General features: G+C 40.5%; 18 protein-coding genes and 1 pseudogene. 10 read left to right on the top strand and 9 right to left on the bottom strand.

Annotated elements, in window-relative coordinates; genetic code table 11:
- Nucleotides 1-6: 6 nt before the first annotated feature.
- From NAT50_RS10250 to NAT50_RS10220, 7 genes are all read left to right on the top strand, one after another.
- Nucleotides 7-1,197 carry an efflux RND transporter periplasmic adaptor subunit gene (locus tag NAT50_RS10250; protein WP_024567736.1) on the top strand — a complete coding sequence of 397 codons (1,191 nt, stop codon included), beginning with the start codon at nucleotides 7-9 and terminating at the stop codon, nucleotides 1,195-1,197.
- A gap of 240 nt (nucleotides 1,198-1,437) precedes the next feature.
- Nucleotides 1,438-3,276, top strand: a complete 1,839-nt coding sequence (locus tag NAT50_RS10245) for a heavy metal translocating P-type ATPase (RefSeq protein ID WP_024567735.1) — start codon at nucleotides 1,438-1,440, stop codon at nucleotides 3,274-3,276.
- Between the two features lie 34 nt (nucleotides 3,277-3,310).
- Nucleotides 3,311-3,733 (top strand): hypothetical protein, encoded by a 423-nt coding sequence (locus NAT50_RS10240; RefSeq protein WP_024567734.1) that lies wholly within the window; start codon nucleotides 3,311-3,313, stop codon nucleotides 3,731-3,733.
- Between the two features lie 140 nt (nucleotides 3,734-3,873).
- A complete protein-coding gene (locus tag NAT50_RS10235; protein ID WP_024567733.1) occupies nucleotides 3,874-4,197 on the top strand; it encodes a DUF6122 family protein in 324 nt (107 codons plus the stop codon).
- A 516-nt stretch (nucleotides 4,198-4,713) separates the two neighbouring features.
- A complete protein-coding gene (locus tag NAT50_RS10230) occupies nucleotides 4,714-7,098 on the top strand; it encodes a TonB-dependent receptor (protein WP_250593174.1) in 2,385 nt (794 codons plus the stop codon).
- A gap of 83 nt (nucleotides 7,099-7,181) precedes the next feature.
- Nucleotides 7,182-8,429: an MFS transporter gene (locus NAT50_RS10225; RefSeq protein ID WP_024567730.1), complete on the top strand. Its 1,248-nt coding sequence runs from the start codon at nucleotides 7,182-7,184 to the stop codon at nucleotides 8,427-8,429.
- A 75-nt stretch (nucleotides 8,430-8,504) separates the two neighbouring features.
- Nucleotides 8,505-9,332, top strand: coding sequence for an RteC domain-containing protein (locus NAT50_RS10220; protein WP_024567729.1), 828 nt, complete (start codon nucleotides 8,505-8,507; stop codon nucleotides 9,330-9,332).
- Nucleotides 9,333-9,378: 46 nt separating this feature from the next.
- Here the strand turns inward: NAT50_RS10220 and NAT50_RS10215 are convergent, their stop codons facing one another.
- The 8 genes from NAT50_RS10215 to NAT50_RS10180 all read right to left on the bottom strand — a co-directional run bounded on the left by NAT50_RS10215 (nucleotide 9,379) and on the right by NAT50_RS10180 (nucleotide 21,660).
- Complete coding sequence (locus NAT50_RS10215; RefSeq protein WP_024567728.1) at nucleotides 9,379-14,805, bottom strand: N-6 DNA methylase; 5,427 nt, start codon at nucleotides 14,803-14,805, stop codon at nucleotides 9,379-9,381.
- The gene (locus NAT50_RS10210) at nucleotides 14,792-15,229 is read right to left on the bottom strand and encodes a DUF1896 domain-containing protein (RefSeq protein ID WP_024567727.1); all 438 of its coding nucleotides are present in this window, start codon (nucleotides 15,227-15,229) and stop codon (nucleotides 14,792-14,794) included. Before NAT50_RS10210 ends, NAT50_RS10215 begins: the two co-directional genes overlap by 14 nt.
- Nucleotides 15,230-15,374: 145 nt before the next feature.
- On the bottom strand, nucleotides 15,375-16,253 hold the full coding sequence (locus tag NAT50_RS10205) for an ORF6N domain-containing protein (protein ID WP_002996058.1): 879 nt from the start codon (nucleotides 16,251-16,253) through the stop codon (nucleotides 15,375-15,377).
- Nucleotides 16,253-18,337 (bottom strand): type IA DNA topoisomerase, encoded by a 2,085-nt coding sequence (locus tag NAT50_RS10200; protein WP_002996062.1) that lies wholly within the window; start codon nucleotides 18,335-18,337, stop codon nucleotides 16,253-16,255. The genes NAT50_RS10205 and NAT50_RS10200 overlap by 1 nt, the downstream gene beginning before the upstream one ends.
- A 6-nt stretch (nucleotides 18,338-18,343) precedes the next feature.
- On the bottom strand, nucleotides 18,344-19,807 hold the full coding sequence (locus tag NAT50_RS10195) for a DUF3945 domain-containing protein (RefSeq protein ID WP_002996066.1): 1,464 nt from the start codon (nucleotides 19,805-19,807) through the stop codon (nucleotides 18,344-18,346).
- An 85-nt stretch (nucleotides 19,808-19,892) separates the two neighbouring features.
- Complete coding sequence (locus NAT50_RS10190; protein ID WP_002996071.1) at nucleotides 19,893-20,201, bottom strand: helix-turn-helix domain-containing protein; 309 nt, start codon at nucleotides 20,199-20,201, stop codon at nucleotides 19,893-19,895.
- An 11-nt stretch (nucleotides 20,202-20,212) separates the two neighbouring features.
- Nucleotides 20,213-20,566 (bottom strand): helix-turn-helix domain-containing protein, encoded by a 354-nt coding sequence (locus NAT50_RS10185; protein WP_002996076.1) that lies wholly within the window; start codon nucleotides 20,564-20,566, stop codon nucleotides 20,213-20,215.
- Nucleotides 20,567-20,814: 248 nt separating this feature from the next.
- On the bottom strand, nucleotides 20,815-21,660 hold the full coding sequence (locus NAT50_RS10180) for an RteC domain-containing protein (RefSeq protein WP_002996078.1): 846 nt from the start codon (nucleotides 21,658-21,660) through the stop codon (nucleotides 20,815-20,817).
- A 330-nt stretch (nucleotides 21,661-21,990) separates the two neighbouring features.
- Between NAT50_RS10180 and NAT50_RS10175 the strand changes: the two are divergent.
- Together NAT50_RS10175 and NAT50_RS10170 are read left to right on the top strand one after the other, a co-directional pair.
- A pseudogene (locus NAT50_RS10175) lies at nucleotides 21,991-22,227 on the top strand (NAD(P)H-dependent oxidoreductase); the annotation flags it as partial.
- Between the two features lie 222 nt (nucleotides 22,228-22,449).
- Nucleotides 22,450-23,037, top strand: a complete 588-nt coding sequence (locus tag NAT50_RS10170) for a hypothetical protein (protein WP_250593173.1) — start codon at nucleotides 22,450-22,452, stop codon at nucleotides 23,035-23,037.
- Between the two features lie 177 nt (nucleotides 23,038-23,214).
- On the opposite strand, the gene NAT50_RS10165 is transcribed toward NAT50_RS10170, so the two are convergent.
- On the bottom strand, nucleotides 23,215-23,529 hold the full coding sequence (locus NAT50_RS10165; RefSeq protein ID WP_250593172.1) for a winged helix-turn-helix transcriptional regulator: 315 nt from the start codon (nucleotides 23,527-23,529) through the stop codon (nucleotides 23,215-23,217).
- A gap of 258 nt (nucleotides 23,530-23,787) precedes the next feature.
- On the opposite strand from NAT50_RS10165, the gene NAT50_RS10160 reads away from it, so the two are divergent.
- Nucleotides 23,788-24,702 (top strand): ClpXP adapter SpxH family protein, encoded by a 915-nt coding sequence (locus tag NAT50_RS10160; protein ID WP_250593186.1) that lies wholly within the window; start codon nucleotides 23,788-23,790, stop codon nucleotides 24,700-24,702.
- Nucleotides 24,703-24,837 lie beyond the last annotated feature (135 nt).

The raw sequence follows: 24,837 nt of genomic DNA, 5'->3' as shown, positions 1-24,837 counted from the left end.
AAAATAATGAATAGGTCATTTAAAAAATATATACCGCTCCTACTGCTATCAGCAATAGTGGTAGTATCCTGTAAGGATAAAAAAGAGCAAGCTGCCGGGGAGCAGACTACCGCAGAAAGCAAGGCGGACACAGCTTCTTCGGTCAGACAAATTACGTTTACTCCTGACCAGTATAAGCTATCAGAGATACAAACAGGTGCTATCGAATTAAGAAACCTAAGTAATATCATCAAGCTGACGGGAGCTATCGAAGCTGACCCTAACAGTATAGCCACAGTGTCAGCACCATTGGGAGGTTATATAAAAACAGCAGGGCTGCTACCGGGGCAAGCTGTAAAAAAAGGACAGCAATTAGCCACCATTGAAAACCCGGAATTTATTACCATTCAGCAGGAATATCTGGAAAGTATCGGCAGGTTGGAATATTTATCGCAGGAATACAAAAGGCAGCAGGAATTGAGAAACGAGGATGTGAATGCAGCAAAGACTTTTCAACAGGTAAGTTCAGATTATAATGTAATGAAAGCCCGTATTGCCGGATTAGAACAGCAAATGGCACTCATTGGCATCAGCAGCGCAAGTTTAAAAAGCAGCAATAAAATTTCCAGAACTGCGGGCATTTATGCACCCATTTCAGGTTATATCAAAAGCAGCAATACCAACATTGGTAAATATGCTGCCCCTACCGATGTGCTGTTTGAGATAACAGGTACAGATGCCCTGCATCTTGCCTTAAATGCCTTTGAAAAAGACTTGGGAAAAATTCAGGTTGGGCAAACGGTTAAGTTTTCATTATCTAATGAGAATGATTACCGCCACACAGCAAAAGTGTACTTGGTAGGTCAGGCAGCCGATGACAAAAAAATGATACCTGTGCTTTGCCGCTTTACCAAAGATGCAAAACTTTTACCGGGAATGTATGTAAAGGCGTGGGTAGAAACAGGAACGGAACAAAAGAGTGCAGTACCGAATGATGCCATTGTTCAGTTGGACGGTTTGGATTACATCATTATTCAAACAGCGGATAGTAAAGACGGCTATACCTTCCAGTTGGTACAAGTTGCCAAAGGTATGGAACAGGAAGGCTATACGGCTATCGAATTGCCTCAAAGTGTTAATCAGCAATCATTAAAGGTAGTTACTAAAAATGCTTATACCATTCTTTCGGCAATTAAAAACGCTGAAGAGGAAGAATAAGACAATGCTATCTACTGTATGAAATCAAGAACAAATAGAAGTCGGAAAACAAGAAAGAGGAAAAAATTTGTACCTCCTCCGAAAAGAAAAGGAGGTACAAATAACAGACCCCTATCTAAAAAGATGAAGTATGGTTTGATTGCCCTTGGGGTAGTATTGTTTATAGCATTGCTCATATTATCGGTAGTTATTTCAAACTTGGGTATATCCAAAGGGCATACCCATTAATATCATAACAATATGAACTATTTACAAACCTTTTTTTCCCGGCAATTTTTTTGGGAAATCATACGCATTATTACAGTGGGTATTGCCAGCCTGTTGTTTTATTTAGAAATTATACCACTTCCCGTCTTGCTGGCAGCTACGGCTTTTGGTTTATACGCATTGCTAAAAACTGCCATTCTCGAATTAATCAGGGAACGGAAAATAGGTACGGAGTTATTTATTTCCATTGCCGTAATCGTATCGGTCGTTGGTAAAGAATATTTAGCGGGTTCTGTGGTGCTGATGATTATCCTGATTGCCGAATACATTGCCAGTGCAAGCGGTGAAAGAGCAAGAGCATCTATAAAGGAACTCATCGGTTCTGTGCCACAGACAGCCATATTGAAAAAGGACGGTAACGAGCAGCCCGTATCTATTGCATCACTGACGGTGGGTGATATTGTGGTGGTAAAGGCTGGCGAAAAAATACCCGTTGACGGTAAGATAGTGGCGGGTTCGGGGTCTGTAAACCAAGCCCCCATAACAGGAGAAAGCGTACCCGTAGAAAAAAATTCCGGTACAGAAGTATTTGCAGGTACAATACTGGAGTTAGGGGCTTTGGACGTAGAAATGACCAAAGCGGGAAAAGATACGGTGTTTTCACGCATTATCGCTTTGGTAGAAGAAGCAGAAAGCAGTAAAGCCCCTATTGAAAAATTAACGGATAAGGTAGCGGCGTGGCTGATACCCGTTGTTTTCGTTTTTGTATTGGGTGTTTACCTACTAACTAAAGATGTAAAGCTCGTGATAGCCCTGCTTATTTTCACTTCGCCTGCCGAATTAGGCTTAGCTACGCCTTTAGTAACCATTTCTGCCATAGCAAGAGCCGCAAGAGAAGGAATACTTGTAAAAGGCGGTAAGTTTTTGGAAGAATTGGCGAAGATAAAAACCATTGTTTTTGACAAAACAGGCACATTGACCATAGGTAAGCCTACCGTAAACAGAGTTGAAATACTCGATGACAGCTTTACTGAAAAAGAATTGGTGCAATTAGCGGCATCAGCGGAAAACCGTTCCAGCCACCCCCTTGCCAATGCTATACTGATGTATGCGGACAATATGGGTGCTTCGTTATCAGAGCCTACGGATTTTGAGGTATTCAAAGGGAAAGGTATCAGTGCTACCATCAACAATAAAAAAGTGCTGATAGGTAACAAAACGCTGATGGACGACCATACTATTTCCGTAACCGTCAATAGCGAAAACCTCACCGATACGGCTATCTATATGGCGGTGGATGGCAATGCGGCATCTGTGTTTTATGTGTCAGATGCGATACGTCCGGGAGCAAAGGAAATGATTGAGGAATTGAAAAGAAGCGGTGTAGAAAACATCATTATGCTCACAGGCGACAATCCACAGACGGCAGCACACGTATCAGGACAATTAGGTATTACATCATTCAGGGCAGATATGCTGCCTGAAGACAAAATCAAGGCGATACAGGAACTACAATCCAAAGGCGAAAAAGTAGCAATGGTTGGTGACGGCATTAACGATGCACCTGCTTTGGTACAGGCGAATGTAGGTATTTCTATGGGCATAGTGGGTACACAAGCTGCAATGGAAGCGGCTGATATTGTATTGGTGGAAGATAAGCTGGAAAAAATAGCCCGTTCCAAAGCCATCAGTAAAAAAGCATTCAGGACAATTAAGGAAAATATCATCGGCGGTGTGGGTGTGGTACACGTTGTAGGTATCACATTGGTGTTAACGGGAGTTTTAGGACCGGTGCAGGCAGCCATCATCCACCTGTTACCTGATACGCTGGTGTTTCTTAATTCAATCAAATTACTTAGGGTAAAAATTTAATTCTTAATTATTCACTTTTTAAAAATCAAAAAAAATGAGAAAAATCAAATCAATCGGAATGGCTTTAGTGGTTGCTATTGCAACTTTAGCAATTAGCCCTGCAATGGCTCAAAGCGGACACGGTGCAGCTCCACACGGGGGTAAAATGGTAGATATTGACAACTACCATATCGAAATGGTAAAAGCCAACAATGCGCTTACTTTTTATGTGCTGGATGCCAATGCTAAAACGTTAACCAAAACGGCTACCGGCTCGGTAGAATTTGCTTTTGAAAATGGCAGTAAATCAACAGCTAATCTTATCGCAGGTAAAAATGGAGCATTGACAGTGGCATTGCCTAAAAATGGCATCCATACGAATTGCACCGTTACGATTACCTATGAGGGCAAAAAGTTGGTTGGAAAATTTAAAAATGAGGTTTCTGCTGCTGACAAAGCACACGGACATCAACACTAATTTTTCATCTAAAATTGGCGGTGAAATAATAAGGCTTTGTGGAATAAGACTTCCGCAAGGCTTTATTTCCATAACAAATCAACATAAACTATTAATAGGCTTCATACCCGACTAAAAAACGACCAAAGAAAAATAACTAAATGTCCTTATTCGTACTGCAAAATATTATCCACTACGCTTTGCACCTTCTCTTTCCGGGATTGGTTGCCTTCGTGTTTTTCAGAAAGGAATGGAAGATGGTCTGGATAATTTTGTTAGCAACAATGCTTGTTGATATAGACCACCTGTTTGCAGAACCGATATTCGACCCGAACAGATGCAGCGTTGGCTTTCACTACCTGCATTCGTATTATGCAATAGCAGTGTATTTCTTGCTCTTGCTGTTCGGCAACAAAATAGTCAGGATTGTTGCGCTGGGCTTATTGTTACATATGGCAACCGATTTTCAGGATTGTCTTTGGTAGATACCCGTTGAGTTTACAGGAAAATCCAAAACATTTTTAACCATATCGTAGCTAAAATTGAAAGATAAAAGAAACATAAAATTTGCAGGACTTTTTCTGTTGCTGTTATACCTGTTCGGCAACAGCCCTGCACTTATGTTTCACCACCACGATGAAATTATTGCATTTGAAAAAGCAACCAAATGTGAAAAAACTGTTTACTATTCAGATGGCAGCAATAGTTTCTGCGAACATAAAGCCCACCTTAGCAAAGTATTAAAGAAGTGTTTTCTTTGTGACAATCATTGTGTATCTGTTCATCTTTTTACCGCTATACAGTTTGTTTGCATTAATGTTGAACATCGTTCGGAATATACATTATATAAGGCAAATTTTTACGAAGCCACACTTCCTGAAACCCAAAACAGAGGTCCGCCAATAATTTGATTTTTTATAGAGGTAAGCAGCCGGAGCGTCTGTTTATCCAGCTCAAATTATAAGAATTAAAAAATCAGATTTATGAATTTAAAAAGCGTATTGCTATTGGTTGCCTTTGTTTCAGCAACCTTAAACATATTTGCACAAAACAGAATTTCCGGTACAGTAAAAGACCAGGAAAATAATAAAAATTTAGCCGGGGTATCAGTCTATATTGCTGATTTAAAAGCCGGAACCACAACGGATGTAAACGGTAATTATGAAATCAAAAACCTGAAACGGGGAACATATCTTTTAGAGATAAGTTTTACAGGTTATGAACCAATAATCGAGAAAATAACGATAGCACAAGATACGGTTATGGACTTTGTATTAAGTCCTGCCATTACGGAGCTGAACGAGTTAATCATCACAGGTGTAACCCGCTCGACAGAACTAAGATTAAGCCCTGTTATTGTCAAAGCGGTTGACGGCAACACCTTAAAACAAAACAGTGCTACCAACCTGATTGACGGTTTGAGAAACATACCGGGCGTAAACCAGATAACAACGGGTACGGGAATTTCAAAACCTACCATAAGAGGATTGGGATACAACAGGGTGATTACATTGAATAACGGTATTCGTCAAGAAGGGCAGCAATGGGGAGATGAACACGGTATTGAAATAGATGAGAATGCGGTGGACAGAGTGGAAGTAGTGAAAGGTCCCGGCAGCCTGATGTACGGCTCGGACGGTATTGCCGGAGTGCTTAACTTTCTTGCTCCTAAAGCCTTGCCAATAGGTGAGATAAAAACGCAGGTTTCTACGAATTACCAAAGCAATAATAACCTGATAGGCTACTCCCTTTCCAATGCAGGCAATAAGGATGGTTTACAATGGTTGGGCAGGTTTAGTAATAAATTTGCGGGCAACTATCAAAATGCCTACGATGGGAAAGTCTTCAATTCGGGTTTTAAGGAACTTAACGGCAGCTTGTTCTTGGGAATAAACAAAAGGTGGGGACACTCGCACCTCACCGTCAGCTCTTATAACAACACGCTTAATCTTGTAGAGGGCGAAAGGGACGAGTTAGGAAGATTTATCTATGAAAATGCCAATGGCGATGAAGTAGTTGCAAGCGGAAATGATTATAAAGGGTATAAGGTCGGTTTTCCACATCAGACCATCAACCATTTGGGCGTTTCTTCCAACAATTATTTCATATTGAATAAAGGTACAATTAATGCCGATTTCGGTTTTCAGAACAATAAACGAAGAGAGTATGAAAACCCCGCCGCTCCCAATGAACCGGCATTGTTCTTTGATTTGAACACACTTAATTATAATGTGCGGTATAATTTTGAAAAATCAAGAGGCTGGGAAACTTCGGTTGGTATCGGTGGTATGTGGCAATCCAACACCAACAGAGGGGAAGAATTTTTGATACCTGCCTATAATCTGTTTGATGCCGGAGCATTTCTTTTTACACAGAAAACTTTTGGCAAACTCACTTTAGCCGGAGGACTTAGATTTGACAACAGGTCTATGAACTCAAAAGAACTCTATCTTAATGAAGACGAAGAGCCTGTGCAAAGTACAGACCCCGATGCGGAATTAAAGTTCAGTGCCTTTAATAAAAACTACAATGGCGTTTCCGGTAGCTTAGGATTGTCTTATCAAGTCGATAAAAATTCTACGTTAAAATTCAATGTATCGAGAGGTTTCAGAGCGCCGAACAGTACGGAACTGTCAGCGAACGGAAGACACGAGGGAACGTTTCGTTATCTGTTCGGAACACCTGATTTAAAATCAGAAATCAGTCACCAGATAGATGTTGCCTATTTTCTGAACTCCAAACACATTACGTTGGAGCTTACGCCATTTGTAAACTTCATTCAAAATTATATCTATCTCGAAAAACTTGTTGCGGAAGACGGAACGGAAATTATTCCCGACCCTGTTGATGGTGCGCCAGCCTTTCAATATACAGCGGGCAACGCTACCTTAGTTGGTGGCGAAATTTATTTGGACATACACCCGCAACCGATAGAATGGCTGCATTTGGAAAACTCATTTTCGTATGTACAGGCTACCCAAAGCAGCCAACCCGAAAGCTCGAAATACTTGCCGTTTATCCCAGCCCCGAGATACAGGGGCGAAATCAAAGCCGAATTAAGGAATGTAAATAGAACGTTTTCCAACGCTTACATCAAATTTGGGATTAACCACTTCTTTCAGCAGGATAAGTTTTTCAGTGCTTACGGAACAGAAACAGCAACACCCGCATACACTTTATTGAGTGCAGGTATCGGAACAAATATTAAGGCGTTCAACCGGAGCGACTTTATGTCTTTGTTCATTAGTGGAGAAAATCTTGCTGATGTGGCTTATCAAAGTCATTTAAGCAGACTGAAATATGCTCCTGAAAATCCGGCAACGGGAAGAATGGGCGTTTTCAATATGGGACGTAATATCAGTGTGAAACTGATAATGAATTTTTAAGAAACCATAACGAAGCGGATAGAAAAAAGCACCGTCTGACGGCGGTGCTTATCCGCTTAATAAGAATAATTTAAAAATGTAAAATGGAATTACAATTATTAAAAAAAGCGTTTACAGAACCATTTAAAACATTACGGAACTCGACTTTCGCAAGGCTTTATTTTGCCCAAATCGCAAGTTTGTTCGGGGATGCCTTTACGTGGTTAGGATTGGCATTGCTTACCTATGAAATCAGCCCCGATAATGCGGCAGCTATATTGGCATCGGCTCTCACTTTGCGGGTAACGGCGTATATCATTTTTTCGCCCTTTGCAGGCGTAGTGTCTGAAAAATTAAAGCGAAAAAACATATTGCTGATAACGCAACTGGCAAGAATGGCAATTGTGTGTATGCTGCCGTTTGTAAATGCCGAGTGGCAGGTGTATGGGTTGATATTTGCATTGAACGTATTCGCTGCATTCTTCACGCCAACATACAGGGCTATTATCCCACAGATAGTAGACAAAGAAATATACAGGGAAGCCAACGGCTTATCAATGGCAACTTTTCAGTTGTTAAGCGTATTTGGTCCTGCATTGGCGGGGATATTTGCGGTATGGTTAGGAGCCAAGCAGATTTTCTTTGTCAATGGAGCAACATTATTCATTGCCATACTACTGATATTGACTATACCGGTGGCAGCACTGCAAAAAGGAGTGAATACCGATAGTACACCGCCCGGCAATACGTGGAGCGAAGTAATAAAAGGTATTCGCTTATTGTTTGGAAACAAGATTTTAAGGTTCTCTTTAAGTATTGAATTTATATCTGCTATTGCCGGAGCTATGGTATTGGTAAATACCGTTGGTTTGGTAAAAACATCTTTAGCTTTAGATGATAAGCATTACGGCTGGATAATGGCAATTTTCGGAGTAGGCGCAGCTATCACGGCTTTTCTGTTAGGCAGCCTTGATAAAACCAAAACACGGAGCATATCGCTGATAAGCGGGGCTGTCCTGATAGGTTTAGCTATCAGCTTTGCCAATTTTGTTCCGTACAACGGCTTGCTGTTCTTATGGGTTTTGGCAGGTATAGGTCAAACGCTTGCCGATATGCCGTCAGAAACATTAATAGGCGAAAACATTGCATCAGAAAATCAAGGTAAGGTGTACGGTTCTCACTTTGCGTTTTCTCATTTGTGGTGGGCAATAGCATACCCGATAGCAGGTTTTTTAGGCACACGGTTTCCCGAAAAAGAGTTCTTGTATGGAGGTATGCTTACGTTGGCTTTGGCGGTAATTGCTGTTTTAACCTTTAAATCATCGAAAGGAAATCGTAAAAAGGCACTTTGACCGATTAGCTAACCCTATGTAATGACATCAACTAATTCAATGTAGGTGTCCAATAGAAATTTCAAAATAAACAGGATGGATAAATTTTATAACGAAACGTTGAATAATCTGGAAGCCGCAATCAAAGAATTAGAAACTGAAACGGATTGCTCCATACAACAGATTGAAGTGATAATAAAACTTATCATCAAATGCCTGTCTAATGTGAAAGAATATGTATTGAACAGAGGATTTAAAAATGTAGAGGAAGAAATTCGTTTTTTCAAGCATCAAAAGCCCGCTATTGTTTCAAAGCTCATCTATTATAACGCTATCTATAAAATCGAAACAAAGAAACCTTATGGCGGTAAGGCAGTGAAGAAATACTATAATGATGAATTGGAAAAACTCAAAAGATATTTTGACAATAACCTCGAATTTTATAAATATTACAGAACCAATAATACTTTTATAGATGATAAGCTATTTGTACGGGGAAAGTATGACATTAAACTAAGTCTGGACACCTATTATTTTGAAGCGGACCATAATTTTTCCACTTCCCACGATTATAAGGCTGCAAAAATCATCGCCAATGACCTGATACAAGTATATCTTGAAGACCAGCTTCACAGCCCGATACATAAAAGCAAATCAATAGAATTACCTAACTTAAATTGGCGAGGCAGTAAAACTGCATTGACAGAATTGATATATGCCCTTCACGCTCAGGGTGTATTTGACAATACGGATATTAAAGTAATCGCCAAAACATTTGAAAGCATCTTTAATGTTGATTTAGGCGACTTTTACCATACATTTATGGAGCTGAAAGCCCGAAAAATAAACCGGACGAAGTTTCTTGACAGCCTGCGTGATGCGCTGATAAAACGGATGGATGAGCTGGAAGAAGATGAATATTAGAAATTGATAAAAAAGGAACGGGGACTTGCAGATCCCCGTTTTCTTTTCATAGTACGCCTCGTGGCAAATGGATACCTTTAGTTCTGATAATGCTTTCTGACACCTTTGGAGCTTGCTGCTTTTTTTCAGTTTGTTCCGCAGGTTCTTCTACTTGTTTAACAGGTTCTATGGAAAGCTGTATTTTCCTTTCTACGGCAGCCAGTTCAGTTTTAAGTTCGCTTAAACGGGTTTCTTTAGACCACGTACCGTTAACCACTTCCTGAAGCACAGGCAAATCTTTTTGGAACTCGGCAATATTCTCCTGTTCCTTTTTAATATAGACAGGCAGCTTTTCCAAAGCCCTTAAAAAATTCAGTGATGCCGTTTCGGGGTCTTTTGCCATAACACCGTTATTGAACGTGTATTTGATATTGCCCTCGCCCTGTACAAAAAATCGGTTCACACGAATATCCACGCCCTCTTTTTGGGAAACTTCGGTTTTTACCAATAGCTGAAAACCATACAGGCTACCGATTTCTTCATAATCGCCTCCTGTACGTGCTTTGTCCGCAAGCTGGTTAAGTTTTGCACCCGTCTGTTTTACATCGGCATTCGGCGATAAACCGTCCAGCACAAGAGCATTTACAACCGTACCGTCCTGCCGTTTTTGTAACCGTTGCTCTAAGTTTCCCCAATCAAGGCTCATACGGTCAAAGCGTGATTGGGCTTTGTCAAGTTCGGCTGTATAGTCTTCCAATTTATATTTGGCACTGTATTTAGAACGACTGTAAGCCTGCTTTTCGCTTTCCAGTCCGGCAATCTGCTTTTCTATTTTGGCTTTATCCAGCAAGTCGGTATTTCCTGAGAGAATTGCTACATATTCCGAGAAGTTCATACCCGATTTTTCGTCCATACTACCCTCGTCAAGGGTACGCTTACCGAGATTATTATTCTTTAGCTGGTCGATAAAAAGCTGTTTGTTGAATAGCAGGTTGAACTTATAGCTGTCCAGTGATTTTTCTACGGCATAGATAATTACTTGTACTTTGTTGTCCGCAAAATGCTTTGCAATTTCATTGCCTTTTCGGATAGCCCGCCCGTCCCTTTGGGCAAGGTCGCTCGGTCGCCACGGTGTATCCAAATGGTGTACGGCAACGGCTCTTTTCTGTGCGTTTACGCCAGTGCCGAGCATACTTGTTGAACCGAACAGCACACGGATTTTGCCCTCGTTCATTCCTTTGATAAGTTCCTTACGCTGCTTATCATTCTTAGCTTCCTGTATAAACCGGACTTCGTGTGGAGGTATGTTGTGGTCTTCCACGAGCTTGCGTTTAATTTCAGAATATACATTCCATTCACCCGGTTTATAAGTACCTAAATCCGAGAAAATGAACTGCGTTCCTTTTTGCGCATTGTATTGGTGGTAATACTTCGCAATGTTAGCGGCACAATGAGAAGCCTTGTTGTCGGGGTGGTCTTCATAAATATCGCTTACCATTCGCATATCCAACGACATTTTACGGGCGTAGTCCGTAGCAATCAGCATTTTTGCTTTTTCTTCCCGTTGAGAAAGCGGCTCTCTTCCTAATAAAGTGGCATTGCCCGTTTTGGCAAACTGCATCAGGCTTTGGATAAATGCTTCCTGGTCGGGAGTTGGCGGTATGTTGTATAACACCTCATTCTTTTCGGGGCGGTCAATTCCAATATCTTTCGCTGTACGGTAATCCGTGATTTCGGAATAGAATTGAGCCAGTTCCGGTACTTTGATAAAATAGCGGAAACGTTCTTTCGCCACGATATTATTAGCCACCGAAAATTCATAATCGGTGGTCTTACGGGCGTAAATAGCCGCCCACGCATCAAAAGAATGAATGCCTTGCTTTGCCAATGCTCTTGGGCGTAGGTATTTAAACAGCAGATACAACTCTGTCAGTGAATTGCTGATGGTTGTACCCGAAAGAAAAGTAGCACCCATATCCGCATCAATACGGTCTTGGATAGTGCGAATGGCAAAGAGCAGGTTCAAAGCCTTTAGGCTTCCGTCCATATTTCCCAATCCGGCAACCCTTGAATGGCGTGTATTAAAAATGAGGTTTTTAAACTGGTGGCTTTCATCCACAAACAAATGGTCTATGCCCATCATTTTGAAGTCCACCACATCATCTTTACGGTTCTCAATATCGTGTTGCAGGGTTTTCAGCTTTACTTCGAGATTTTCTTTTTGCTTTATCGCTCCGGCAAGCATCCCTCTGGTAACTTCATTTCCTTGCGATTGCAGCACATCGAGGTTACGCTCCACACTGTCCAGTTCTATTTCGAGAATTTCCTTTTGCATTTCGGGCGATTGCGGTATCATAGAAAATTGGTCGTGTGTGAGTATCACGCAATCCCAATCGTTGTTTTTAATATCACCAAAAATCCGCAAGCGTTTTTTAGGCGTAAAATCGTCAATGCCCGGATAGAGTATTTTAGCGTGCGGATAGGCGGTTCTATATGCTTCGGCAATTTCGGGTACGTTCGCTTTCAGCCCGATAATCATTGGTTTGTGAGCCAGCCCCAACCGCTTCATTTCCTGTGCTGCCGTACACATTACCAGCGTTTTTCCTGCACCTACTTCGTGGTCGCAGATAGCACCGTTGTTGAGCTTAATCATCCAAACGGTGTCCTTTTGGCTATCATACAGGTCTTGGATTTTTAACCCCTTGCGGTCTAATCCCGGAAACTCCTGATGTGTTCCGTTATAATTCGGTCGGACGAAACAGTTAAAGGTATCATTGTATTGGTCGGTCAGCCTGTTTTTAAACTCATTGTTTTGGGCGTGGAGCCACTCTGTAAAGGCAGTTCGGATTTCGTCAATCTTGGTGTTTGCCATTTGAATGGCTTCCATATCCCTAACCTTTACTTCCTTATCATCTATTGTGATTTTCTTGGTAATATCAGGCGTAGTATTGACAAGGGCGTGCCTCAGCAGGTTAATCCCGTCAAACGTTCTGCTCTCTGCCTTAACAGCATATTTGTCCCATATATGCACATTCTTCTGTCCACAGGTTACAGAAAAGTCATCGGAGCTTTCGGAATAATGTACACGCACATCCGTATCGAAAAGATGCGAAGCAAAACGGGCATAAACGCCAGTCGGTATCCAGCGTTCGCCGAGGTTAAAGTCCAGCTCTTCAAATTCAATTCGTCTTGGGCGGGCTTCTTCCAAAGCAGTAAGGCTTTCTTTGGCTTGGGCATCATCGGGATTGTTTTCGAGGTAGTTTCTTACATCCGCCGCTTTTTCTACCACGTTACCTGCAATCCAGCGTTCGGCGATTTCATATTCCTGTTGCAAAGGGTTATAGAAAATCCTGCCGTGTAAGGCTTCTTTCAGCACATCGGCAGTCATATTGCTCACTTCGGACATATAGTCCAAATCCACACTTCCGTATTTGTTCAGCGATGCCGCCAACGCTTCATCGGGATTGTCGGTAGCTAATGTTGTGATGGAAAAGCTGACCGGACGGCTGAATATATCCGCTTTGTGTACCACGCCGCCCACCACACGCTCCAGATAAGGCATTTCCTTTCCGGCACTGTCCGTTTTAATGAGCTTGATATTATCGGCGCTATTCAGATTGCCATACCTTTTGATAAAGGCATCGTACAATCGGTTAAGGTTTTCCCTTTCTTCTTTGTGTTCAGTTTGGTGCTGTGCTTCTTTGGTATAAAGCTGTTGGTAAACATCACGTACCTGTATATACGCTTCGGCTCTTGCTTTTTGCGTAGGAGGTAATTGCAACGGGTGGAAGACAGCCGTACCGTCTGCGGTATCTACACTTTGCAGATAACCCACCCAGCCATTATCTACCACAAGGCAATCGTTTCGGTGGAACGATTGCAGTTCGTTACTAAACGGCGCAGGTTCGGGAATGGCGGCAAGAACGGCTACGGGAATGGCTGGCTTATCAGCTTGGCCATTCCCGTTTTGTTGCGAAAACAAATCGCCGATTACTTCCTGTTCTTTGCCATTAAATGTTTTATTGCCATTTGAAACAGGAAGCGTGTAAGGTTGCTGCATTGCAGAACTGAACAGGTCGGGCTGGCGACTGATAGGCATTCGTTTTCTCTGGCTGGTCTGTCTTTTGGCTGATGTTGCTTTTTTTGGCGGAGCAAGGACAGCCACAGTTTCACCTGTATTTTCAAATAGGTCGAAAATGCTTAGCTGTTTTAATTCCTGCGGACTTTCCTGTCTTATCACAGGTGTCGTAAAAAGCTGTTGCTGGGGCTGAATGATTTCACGCTCAACAATGGGAGGCGGAATTACCGGCGTTGGAATTTGTATAAAAGGTTCATCGTGTTGTTCGCCTTTGTATAAAGACAAATTCAGGTGGTTACCAAAATCTTCGGAAAGCATCTCTTTGAGGGCATTTGCAATGCCCTCAACGCCGTCTTTGTGTGTATAGATTAATGCAGGTTGCCCGTAAGGGTCAGTATCTACTTTCCAATGCGTATGTATAATTCTTGTACCGTCCTCAAATAAAGCATTGCTGGGTGTACCATATCCTGTTTTGTTGCTTTGGCAAAACAATTCTTCCGCTTCGGTCAAATTTGGTTTTGCTGTATTCTTTTGCAGGATTATCAGGTCAGAGCCAACCTCTGTACCTGCATAATCTGTAAACAGATTGTTGGGTAAGCGGATAGCTGAAACCAAATTGTTGTTTTCCATTAATGCCCTGCGTATCGGCTCATTATTCGGGCTGTTCAAAATCCCCTGTGAGGTAATGAAAGCCTGCAAACCACCTTCTCGGAGCATATCATTTCCTTTCAAAAAGAAATAGTTATGAATGCTTCGGGCAGCTTGCTCCTTTGCGGGGTTTCTACTTCGGGAGTATGAAAGGTCAAATACAGAGGTATCACCGAACGGGATATTGCTGGCAACAACATCGTAACTGCTTTGTTCCTTTTCGGGGATTTCCTCAAAACCGCTTATGCGGATATTATTTGCGGGATAAAGCTGCTTTAGGATTTTGCCCGTTAGCAAATCTTTTTCGTAAGCAGTAACATTGGCTTTTTGATTTTCCGAAAAGGATTGTATAAATGAGCCGATACCTGCGGAGGGTTCGAGGAATTTATCAATCTTCAAACCGCTATCACGCAATACGGAAGAAACGGCATCTATAACCTCCGGCGGTGTGTAGAATGCTGTGAGTACGGAGCTTCGCATACTGTCCACAAATCGTTTGTATTGCTTTTCGTCTGTGGCATTTTCTTTTAAAACCTGATGCAGCTCCTGCGTAATAGAGAAAAGGTCGTGTTCGGTCTTTCTCCAATTGTTGATGTCCATCTCATATTCAACGGGGTTCAGAACGAATTTAAGACCGCCAAATCCGCTGTATTGCATCATTAGCAGTCTTTCGCCTACGGTGGCTTGTCGGTTCTCCTTTTCCAGTTTAAAAGCAATTCGCAGGGCATCAATATTCTGTTGGAGATGTTGCTTTTTACTGAAGCCCATTTTCGGTTATCCATATTGCGATGGTTCCCGTTATTTCGGTGTAGAGTACATCAAACTCATAACCGTAGGCGAAATCATCGGTCAGTTTATATTTGGCAAAAACAGGCTCGCAAACACGGAACATTTTCAGGGCAAATGGTCGAAGTTCCTCGTCTGCCATTAGGGTATCGAACTCATTGCAGACCACCTGAAAAATGGTATCGAACCTTGAAAAATGTAAGCCCTCAAAGAGAATGTAATTGGCTATTTCGTTGCACTGCTCAATAGCGTTTCCCGAACTGAAAGCACCCTCGTAAGCATTGGCAGCCCACGAAGAACGCTGGTCGATAAATTTGTGGTCGCTGGCTTTTTCAGGAAAGCCTGAATTAAGATGTTCTTGTAGTCGTAATCTGTAATACGACAAGTCTTTTTGCTGTGTACTCATACTATAATTTTGTTTAGAATTTTGCTTGAAGCCTAAAATTATAGCGGTAGATAAGTGCCTTTGAAGAAGTGGCAGGGTTTGGCTTTGTGTGGCAGGATTTGTCGCAATGAGCAATAAAAAACCTCTGAAAATTCAGAGGTTCATTTTATGGATTGTTTAGAATTTGGAGCATCCTGCCGACCTCAATATCCATTCTCGAAAAGGCAAACCATTTTTTGCCCAGGTCTTTGAGAGATGCCCCGATGTGGTATAGTTCTGCATTATCAATAATCAAAAAGCGGTCGTGAGCATCGGAGAAAACCTCAATTTCAATCGGAGCATACTGGCTGTTGTACCGTTGTACATCCAGCCGTAGCTGATTGCTGATAGTTTTGGTATAGATTGTAGCGGTTACATTTTCCTTGCGCTTGCCCAGCAAAGTCAGCACTGTATCGTCCACGTAGTTATCCAGCAGGATAATGGAGCTTTTGGCACTTCGTACAATATCCGACACAAAGGCGTAAGCATCGAAAACCTGACCGTTGTAGAAGATGCCATTTTCGCTGTGGAGCTTGTCGCTTTCCAATGCCTTAAAGATTTCCTCAAATTTTTGGTCGGCTTGTAGTTGTTTCAGTTCTATATTATTCAAACGATGAAACAGCGAAGCATTGCTGATAAGCATTTTCCGCATTTCTACAAAGGCATTCATAATCTCAATGCTGACCTTTACCGCTATATCACTTCGCAACAATGCGGACATCATTGCCACTCCTTGCTCACAAAATGCAAAGGGTAGCGTACGCCTCCCGCCCCGTCCAACGTTTGAAGTGCCAAATTGGTACTTCAAAGATTTTACTTCCTGTTCGCTAAGCTGAAAGCAAAAAGTTTCGGGAAAGCGGTTTTGGTTTCTCTTTACAACCCTGTTTAGGGCTTTTGTTTCTACCTGATAGAGCATTGCTAAATCAGCATCAAGAATAACTTGCTTATCCCTAATGGTATGGATAAGCGGTGCTATTTCCTTTTGGGATATGGTAATATCGGTCATTATCTTTTTGGCTTTTTATTATCAAACTCAAAAGAGGTTTTGCAATCGGCATCCAATACGATATAAGCATCGAATTTCTTTCCTGCCTTGCTTTTCATTCCTTTGATAAGATTGGTTTTCCCTTTATTCACAAGGTTTTCAATATCGGAAATACTGATTTGCACTTCGCACACATTGCGAAACTGTATCCAGCCGCAAACTTCATCGGAGCATTTAACAATCTTATCACGGATAATAAGCTGTTGGCTTTTACATTTCGGACAAACCAATTTAGGGAGGCTGTTTTGAGCAATGGAGGTTTGCAGCAATTCATCGGTAATGGACTTTGCAAAGGTTTCCGTTTCCTTTTGAAAACTTCCGGCATTCGCTTCGTTGTTCTCAATTTTCTGCAAAGCGAGTTCCCATTCTGCGGTCATAGCCACGTCCGCAATTTTTCGGTCTTTAACCAATTCGTAAACCTGCAATCCTTTTTCGGTTGGTATTAAAGATTTTTTTTCTCGTTGGATATAGTTACGGGTAAACAGTGTTTCGATAATGGCGGCTCTTGTAGCCGGAGTACCGATACCGATGTTTTGCAGGGCTTTCCGTTCTTCTTCGTTTTCGATTTCCTTACCTGCGGTTTCCATAGCCGACAAAAGCCCAGCTTCGGTATAAAGCACAGGAGGTTTGGTTTTCTTTTCGAGAATGGCAGCTTCTTTTATTTTAAGTTCATCGCCTTTTTTCAATTCGGGCAAATCCTGTATAGGTTCTGCATCATCTTCCGAAAAATTACCCTTAATCATACGCCAGCCTGCTTCCAAAATTTTACAGCCTTTTACGGTGAAATCATAGTGCATTGCCTGTAAGGAAACATCGGTTATTTCTTTGATGCAGGCTTGCGAAATGGCTTCGAGCAGGCGAAAGGCAATCATATCATACACCGCATTTTCGTCTGCACTCAAAACGGACGGGACTTTATCTGTAATCAACAATCCGTGGTGGTCGGTAACACGCAAATCATTTACAATACGCTTATTGAAACGCCCCCATTTAATTTTGGATAAAGCAGCTTTGCAGGTTTCCCTGTTCTGCAATGCCCTCACGAGGTTGGGAATTTCAGCCCACATATCTTCGGGGATGTATTTGCTCCCGGTACGTGGATAGGTAATGAATTTCTTTTCGTACAGGCTTTGAGCAATATTCAAAGTTTTTTCAGCAGAGAGGTTCAGCTTTTTGTTGGCTTCCTTTTGCAAGCCTGTGAGGTCAAAAAGCAAAGGCGGCTGCTCCGTTATATTCTTATTTTCTACGGAAGTAACTGTTACAGTATTACCATTCCTTTCAATAGATTTTAATGTATCATCTGCCAGCTTTTTATCCTGCCATTTGGTAGCAGAAATACTTTTAAAATCAATTTGCTCTTTGGAGTGGGATAATTGTATCTGCCAATATTTCTGTACGGCGAAATTCTTGTTATCTATATACCGTTTGCAAATCAAAGCCAGTGTAGGCGTTTGCACTCTTCCGAGCGAATAAATACCGTTGCCTGCGGCAATGCTCAATGCCTGTGTAGCATTGATGCCTACGAGCCAATCGGCACGGCTTCTGCCTTGTGCCGCCTGATATAATCCGTCAAATTCCTTTCCGTCTTTTAGGTTGTCAAAGCCCTGTTTAATGGCTTTTTCGGTCAGCGAGCTTATCCAAAGCCGTTTAAAGGGCTTACAGCATTTCAGATACTCATAAATGTACCGAAAGATGAGTTCGCCCTCACGACCTGCATCGGTTGCCACGATGAGGCTTTCACTTTGGTTAAACAGTTTTTCAATCACTTTTAGCTGTTTCAATGCACCAGCATCGGCTTGATAGCCTTTGTCTTTTTTGACTTTGCGAACGGTCAGCATAAAAGGGTTTGGAAGTATCGGCAAGGATGCTTTGTCAAACCCCGAAATGCCGTAATCTTCGGGCATTCCCAATCCTATCAGATGTCCGAATGCCCACGTAACAAAATAGCCGTTACCCGTAAGGTAGCCGTCCTTTTTATCGGATGCTCCCACAAGTCCGGCTATTTCCCTTGCTACGCTTGGTTTTTCTGCAATAATTGTTTTCATTATTCACTATCTTTTTACGCCTTTGGATTTTGCAGGTGCTTTGGGTTTGTTCTGTTGTTCCTGCTGTTTTTCATTTTTGGGTGTTTGCTGCCCCGATTTCAAAGGCTCTTTGATATTCTTGGTTGCTTCGTTGGTTTTTCCCTCGGAATTAACCGCAGTCTGCGTTTTGTGGGCTTCGGTTGGTTTCGCTTGGGCTTTGAGCTTGTCGGGATTTTGGAACGAGAAATCTGTTTTGCCAGTTTCTTTGTTGAGCGTGATGTAGCCCTGATATTTTTGTCCTTTTTTATCTATCAGACCATCTATATAAACAGTTTGTCCAGCTTTGAACTTATTGTATTGTTCATCATCAAGTTCCTTACCTCTAAAAGTTCTCGGAGCTTCCTGCGGTTGGCTTTGCTGATTGTTCTGCCGGTTTTCTTGTGTTTGCTGATTATTGTTACTTCTATCAAACAGAAACTCAACATATCTTTTATCCGCATTAAACTGTACATTGGCACTAAACTCATCGCCCTTTTTAGAAATCATTCCTTCCAAATAAAGCGATTTGCCTTCCATCAAGGTTTGTTTTTGCTCATCGTTCAATTTTACACCCTTAATCTCATCGGGAATTTTGACAAATTCGGTCTTCAGGGCAATCAGCTCATTGGTTAGCCTGTCCACGCTGATAATTGACGGCATCAATTCGCCTGTCTTGGAATTGGTCAAGTCAACCACACGACCCATATTCCCCGTTTCGAGCAGGTTTTTCTTATCCTCATCGGTAAACTTGTGTCCGAAAAACTCAAAGTTCAGGTTAGGCTCTTTCCTGATACCGTGTATCGCTGCCACTACGGTTCCGTCCGGTGCAGTCTGTAAAGACAAACGGGCATCTGTGCGAACAATAGCCCCGCCGAGGTTTACGCTTACAGGTACAAGGTCATTGGTCTTGTAACCTCTTAGCAACGGGTCTAAAAGGTTCATTTTTTCAAGGCGTTCTTTGCCTATTCCGAGATTGTTCATTGTTTCCCAATCAATCTGTTCCGGCTTGTAGCGGTATTCGCTGGTATCCGGTGTTGTCTGTGTTGTTGCCATATCATTTTTATTTTCTTGTTTTTGTTCATTTTCGGGTTCGGCTTTTACCTCGTTCTTTTTCATTTCCTTTTCGCCTTCGGGTGTAGGATTATCTACCTGCTTTTGCATTTCCTTAGCCTTATCTACGGCTTCATCAGCCGATACTTTGAAGAATGAAAAATTGGTCGGATTTTTTAACTGCCTCCAAAAGTTAGAGAAGAAGTTGGAGAACAAATCGCCGTGCTTATCCACACGCATAAACTGGCTTTGGTTTTCCTTTGTGGGGTCAGTAGTCTTCAATTTGCCGTTTTCGTCTATGCCGGTAACCGCCTGTATTTTATTCTTTTGCTTATCCAATACCAGTAATATATCCGATAACTGTTCGGGAGTTTGCTGTTTGTTTTCTGTTTCTTCGCTCATAATCTGAATATTTTAAAGTTCAAATGCCGAATGTATATGAAGCGTTTGCTCACTTGCCTGATATGGCAGTCAAAGGCAGTGTTTGTCATCCATTGGCGTTCAGTTTGGGTAAAGGCGGATTAAAACTTTCCCTGATGAACTGATGCACGTCAGACAGTTTGTAATACAGTTTGCCACTTATGGTGTAATAGGGCAACTTGCCGATGGAGCGATACCGTTGCAGGGAACGGTTGCTGATTTTCAGCATTTGCAGTAAATCCTGATTGTCGAGCAATTCCTCTCCGTCAATGCTGTTGCGTTTCTTTTGTAAGCTGTCTATATTGTCGCCCAGCATATCGAGGCGTTCCATTAGGCGTTCCATCCACGCCAAAAATTCCATTCTGTCAATGTTCATAACCGCACGTTTTAAGATTTACCTGATTTCAGCTTTCTACCTTTCTTGATATAGCTTTTGCCTTTTGCCATAAGCTCCTGTACAAATTCATCATTGCTTTGTATAGCATTGGCATTGAGCATATCCTTGATTGCTCCAATCGTATAGAAGTATTGCCCGTAAAGTTTTGAATAAGCTATTTCGCCTTTGGTACGCATACGCCACAAAGTCTTTTCGCTGATGTGCAGGTATTGGCATACCTCGTGGTTGTTCAGCCACAAGTCATCGTAGCTTGTATCATTTAACCTTTTGAGATAATCGGCAATCGCATTGATACGGCTGTTGAGCTGTTGCCACGCTTCTTCTTCGATAGTGATTATTTTCATTGCATTGCTATTAATGTTCACAATGCAAAATTGCTAAGGGTGGCAAAGTTTGTCTGCCAATGTCTGCCAATTGGTTTGACGGTTTTTTGAAAATTTTTGCAATCGGGAAAAACCCTTGTTTAATAAGGGTTTCGAGGGCTTTTGAATTATTAACTACGTTATTTTGCCTTCATTTGCCAATTGGCAGATATGGGTAAAAAAAAGCAGTACACATAAATGTACTGCTTTGAACCAATGCCTTTTAATAGTCAAAGGTCTTTATCCATATATTCTTCCAATGAAACTTTAAGCTGGTCTAAAAATGCCGTTCGGGAACCTGCACGGGTTTTCATTCTGTGGAAAGCGTGATGTATATCATTTACAGGAGTTCGGAACAGGATTTGAAAAATCAAAGCCAGTTTTCTGATACCGATACTTCCGTGTGAGATAGAACTGGAAGCATACAGGGCATATATCAGTTCGATAAGTGCGTTTTGCGAATTAGTCCACGAAATATCCTTATTCACATCGTCATTTAGTAAAACGAAGTCAGGATTTTCTTCGGGATTGATTTTGTTTAGCAAATAAGTATAGAGTAGTTCATTGGCAATAATATGGGCTATTTTGTTATCGTAATAAGTGGAAAAGCTAAGGTCTATTTCAAAAACTCCGCTATTTAAACCATCGTGGTAATTAATTTTTCCGAGCATAAAATAGCTGTGGTCACGGTCTGTTCTTCCTGCACGGTAGTACCTGTAAAAATAGGTATTGCAAATACTCTCCTTATATTCTGATTTGAGAGATTTTAATTCATTCTCGTAATAACTCTGATGTATTTTCCCTGTGCTGACCGGACAGGTCGTTTCAAATCGAAATACTTTATTGTAGTAGATGAGCTTTCCTAAGATTTGGGGTTTGATGTTCTTAAAAAAGTTAATTTCCTGCTGTTCGTTCTTAAACCCACTTTGCACAATCTTGGCTTTTACTTTAAGAAGCATTTCATTCAGGAATAAGGTCATTTGATACGCCTTTTCCGCCGTTGGCATCAAATCGGAAGCGAGTTTATCTTCTTGATACCTTATTTGCGATAATATTTTACTCAACAGGATTTCCATAGCTTAGTCTTTTAAAAGTTATCACTATCTGTTTCGGAATTACATCTATTGATGATGAACCAAAATTTGGAAAATATACTGGAATAAATATCACAGGTTCCCCACAGTGGGGGAATTTTTTTTCATAATTTTTGTATGAGAGGAAAGAAAAAAAGGGTAAAGCACCTATGTACTTTACCCTTTATTTTTTTATATTTGCAGTATTGATTTACAAGGTAATCAGATGAAAGCGAGTGCAGTAAGCACCATTACTAAATCGTTACCGATTGGATTTCCCACTCTTGTAAACTACTCTTTATTAGCCACTTTGGGCTATATTAATCTTTTTGAAATAAATTATTAAAAGGTAAAACAGCTCGAATTATCACCACAATTGACCAACCAAGCTGGTACTATTGGCTAATCTATGGGAGACCGAGTGTAAATCAGCTAAAAAAATCAACATTGCAGTTTTGTGGAATCAATTCTGTTAAAGTATCCTATTTTGGAATTATCAAAGATTCGAAAGAAGAAAAAAGAAGAAAATGGATTGCTGAAGTTGAAAATCTAGGCAAACGACAAAAATAAAAGCCAAAAACCTTAAAAAACTGTTTCACATTGCGTAAATTAATTTTGTTTGATAACGGGTTTTTAAGTTTCTTAAGAAGTTAATCTTTTCCAAATAATAGTTATGTCAAGTAATATTTGTTTACATTCGTTATATATTGTGATCAAAGGTAGTAACGTGGAGTCAAAGCAAAAAACGTTGATAATAAATTAAAAACTAAATTGATGAAAAAAAGCTTTTTTATGATAAGTCTACTAGTGGCCTTCGTTTCTTTTGGACAAGAAAAATCTGTAAAAGTAGTTGGATTGACTATAACAAATCCTGAAACTACTATTCAAAGTGATTCAATAAAAATTGTCTACCAAAATGAAACGAAACAGAATAAAAAACCAGCTTATTTCATAAATGGTAAACTGGTTAACGAAAGTATTCTTAGAACATTAAATCCAAATGAAATCTCTTCCGTAGCTGTTGAAAAAGGCGAAGTTGTAATCAATAATGTGACATATTATGGAAAATTAAAGATTGAAACAAAAAACAATTATCTTCCAAAACCAATCACATTAAATGATTTAAAAGCTAAATACCTTAAGCTTAAAGAAAAGCAGACTATTTTTAAAATTGACGATGCTATAATTAATGCTGATTATAATACTTATGTTGTTGATGAAAATTATATATTAAAAATTATTATTGAAACATTTGAAAACAAAGATGAAAAATTGAAACTAAATATCGTGACTCTGCTTACTAAATCGGAGAAGAATATTAAAAATGCAAAAGAAATAATAATTCGCGGTAATGATGAATTTTCGATAATAAAGAATTAGTCCATTGATAATCATTCAAAGTATAAATTTCACCTAACATCTCGCAACTTTAGAGATGTTAGCAGTGAAATGGAGTAGGCTAAACCATCTCAACTTTTTCAAGAAATATAACTTTGTTTAACCTAGGTTTGAAATCCAAATTGTGCTACAACTCTAAACCTTCAAAACTATAATTAATTACCCTCTTTCACGAACAGATTTTCGATAGTCAATCCCCCACTTCGCCAATTCATCAATAAGAGGTGATAAGGTTTTTCCATATTCAGTTATCGAATATTTAACCGTTATAGGCTTCGTATTCATCACAGTACGAGTTACCAGATTATTCATCTCTAAATCTTGAAGCTCTTTTGAAAGCATTTTTGTCCCTATCCCTTCGATCTCACGCAACAAATCCATAAATCCCAAGGTATCCCCTTCCATCAGAGTTCCTAAAATGTGAAACTTCCATTTTCCAGACAACAAACTCATAGCGTCACTAATCCCTTGCATCTTAATCTTGCATATAGGAGTTGCATTGATGGTCGCACTTTTTTTCATAAATACTTATTAACTATCTATTTCCAAAATTACAAAGATCGTTGGTAGTTTCCAAAAGGAAAGTAATTTCCAAAAGGAAAACAATACCTTAACTACAGTTATAGTTAAGTAGTTTTGTGTGCTCTTAAAGTAGGTAATACAATGAAACTTTTAACAATACTAGTAATCATGCTGACAAACCTAAATGGTCAAGCACAAACCAATAAGAATATGGAAAACAAAAACAATCCTCTTTTATGTGACCCTACAGAAGGTATTTGTGGAATAGGCGAAAGTACTTCTTCGGCAAAAGAAGTTAAAACACAAACCACAGAAAAACCGGTAAAAGTTATCTATTTCACGGATCCTATTTGCTCTTCTTGTTGGGGAATTGAACCACAACTACGAAAACTCAAATTAGAATACGGGAATAGCATAGAAATTGAATACCGTATGGGAGGCTTATTACCGGATTGGAGTTATAATAGCGGTGGAATCAGCAAGCCTTCTGATGTAGCCCATCATTGGGATGAAGTAAGCATATACTACGACATGCCTATTGATGGTGATGTTTGGTTGGAAGATCCGCTACAATCCTCTTACCCACCCTCTATCGCATTTAAAGCGGCTCAAATGCAAAGTCAAGAAAAAGCAATAGCCTTTATGAGAGAAATCAGAGAAATGGTTTTCTTGCAAAAAAAGAATATTGCTAAATGGGAAAATCTAGCTATCGCTGCTCAAAAGGTAAACCTGAACGTGGAGCAATTAAAAACCGATTACAACGGAAAAGCTAAGGTATACTTCGAAGAAGATTTGAATTTAGCCAAACAGTTTGGCGTAAGAGGTTTCCCGACCATGTTCTTTATTAGTACTACCGGAGAAAAAGAAACAGTATATGGTTCAAAACCGTATGCGTTCTATGAAACAGCCGTTTTAAAATTGCACGAATCCGCTACAAAAAAAGAATACATTAAAAACTGGGAAGTCTTATTTTCTCAATACCCTTCCTTAACCGCCAAAGAATATTCCGAATTATCGGGAACACCAAGAGCGGAAAGCGAAAAACAATTAAACGACTTGGTAACCAAAGGAATTCTCGAAAAATTCACCACCAAGAATGGTGCTCTTTGGACCATAAAAAAATAGAAACTGCTCTCAATATTTTGGCGAATTTTAGGTACTGTAAGTCTGATGTGTTTCTAAACAACGACCCTTTACTTCCTAAAATTCGCCATTTTTTATAACCTTGCGACCGATATAGAACGACATTTTCTACTATCA

Origin of the sequence: Flavobacterium luminosum (assembly GCF_023635005.1) — a bacterium.
Classification (GTDB): domain Bacteria; phylum Bacteroidota; class Bacteroidia; order Flavobacteriales; family Flavobacteriaceae; genus Flavobacterium; species Flavobacterium luminosum.
Note: the sequence above shows the minus strand (reverse complement) of the source record. Positions and strands in the feature narration are given on the sequence as shown.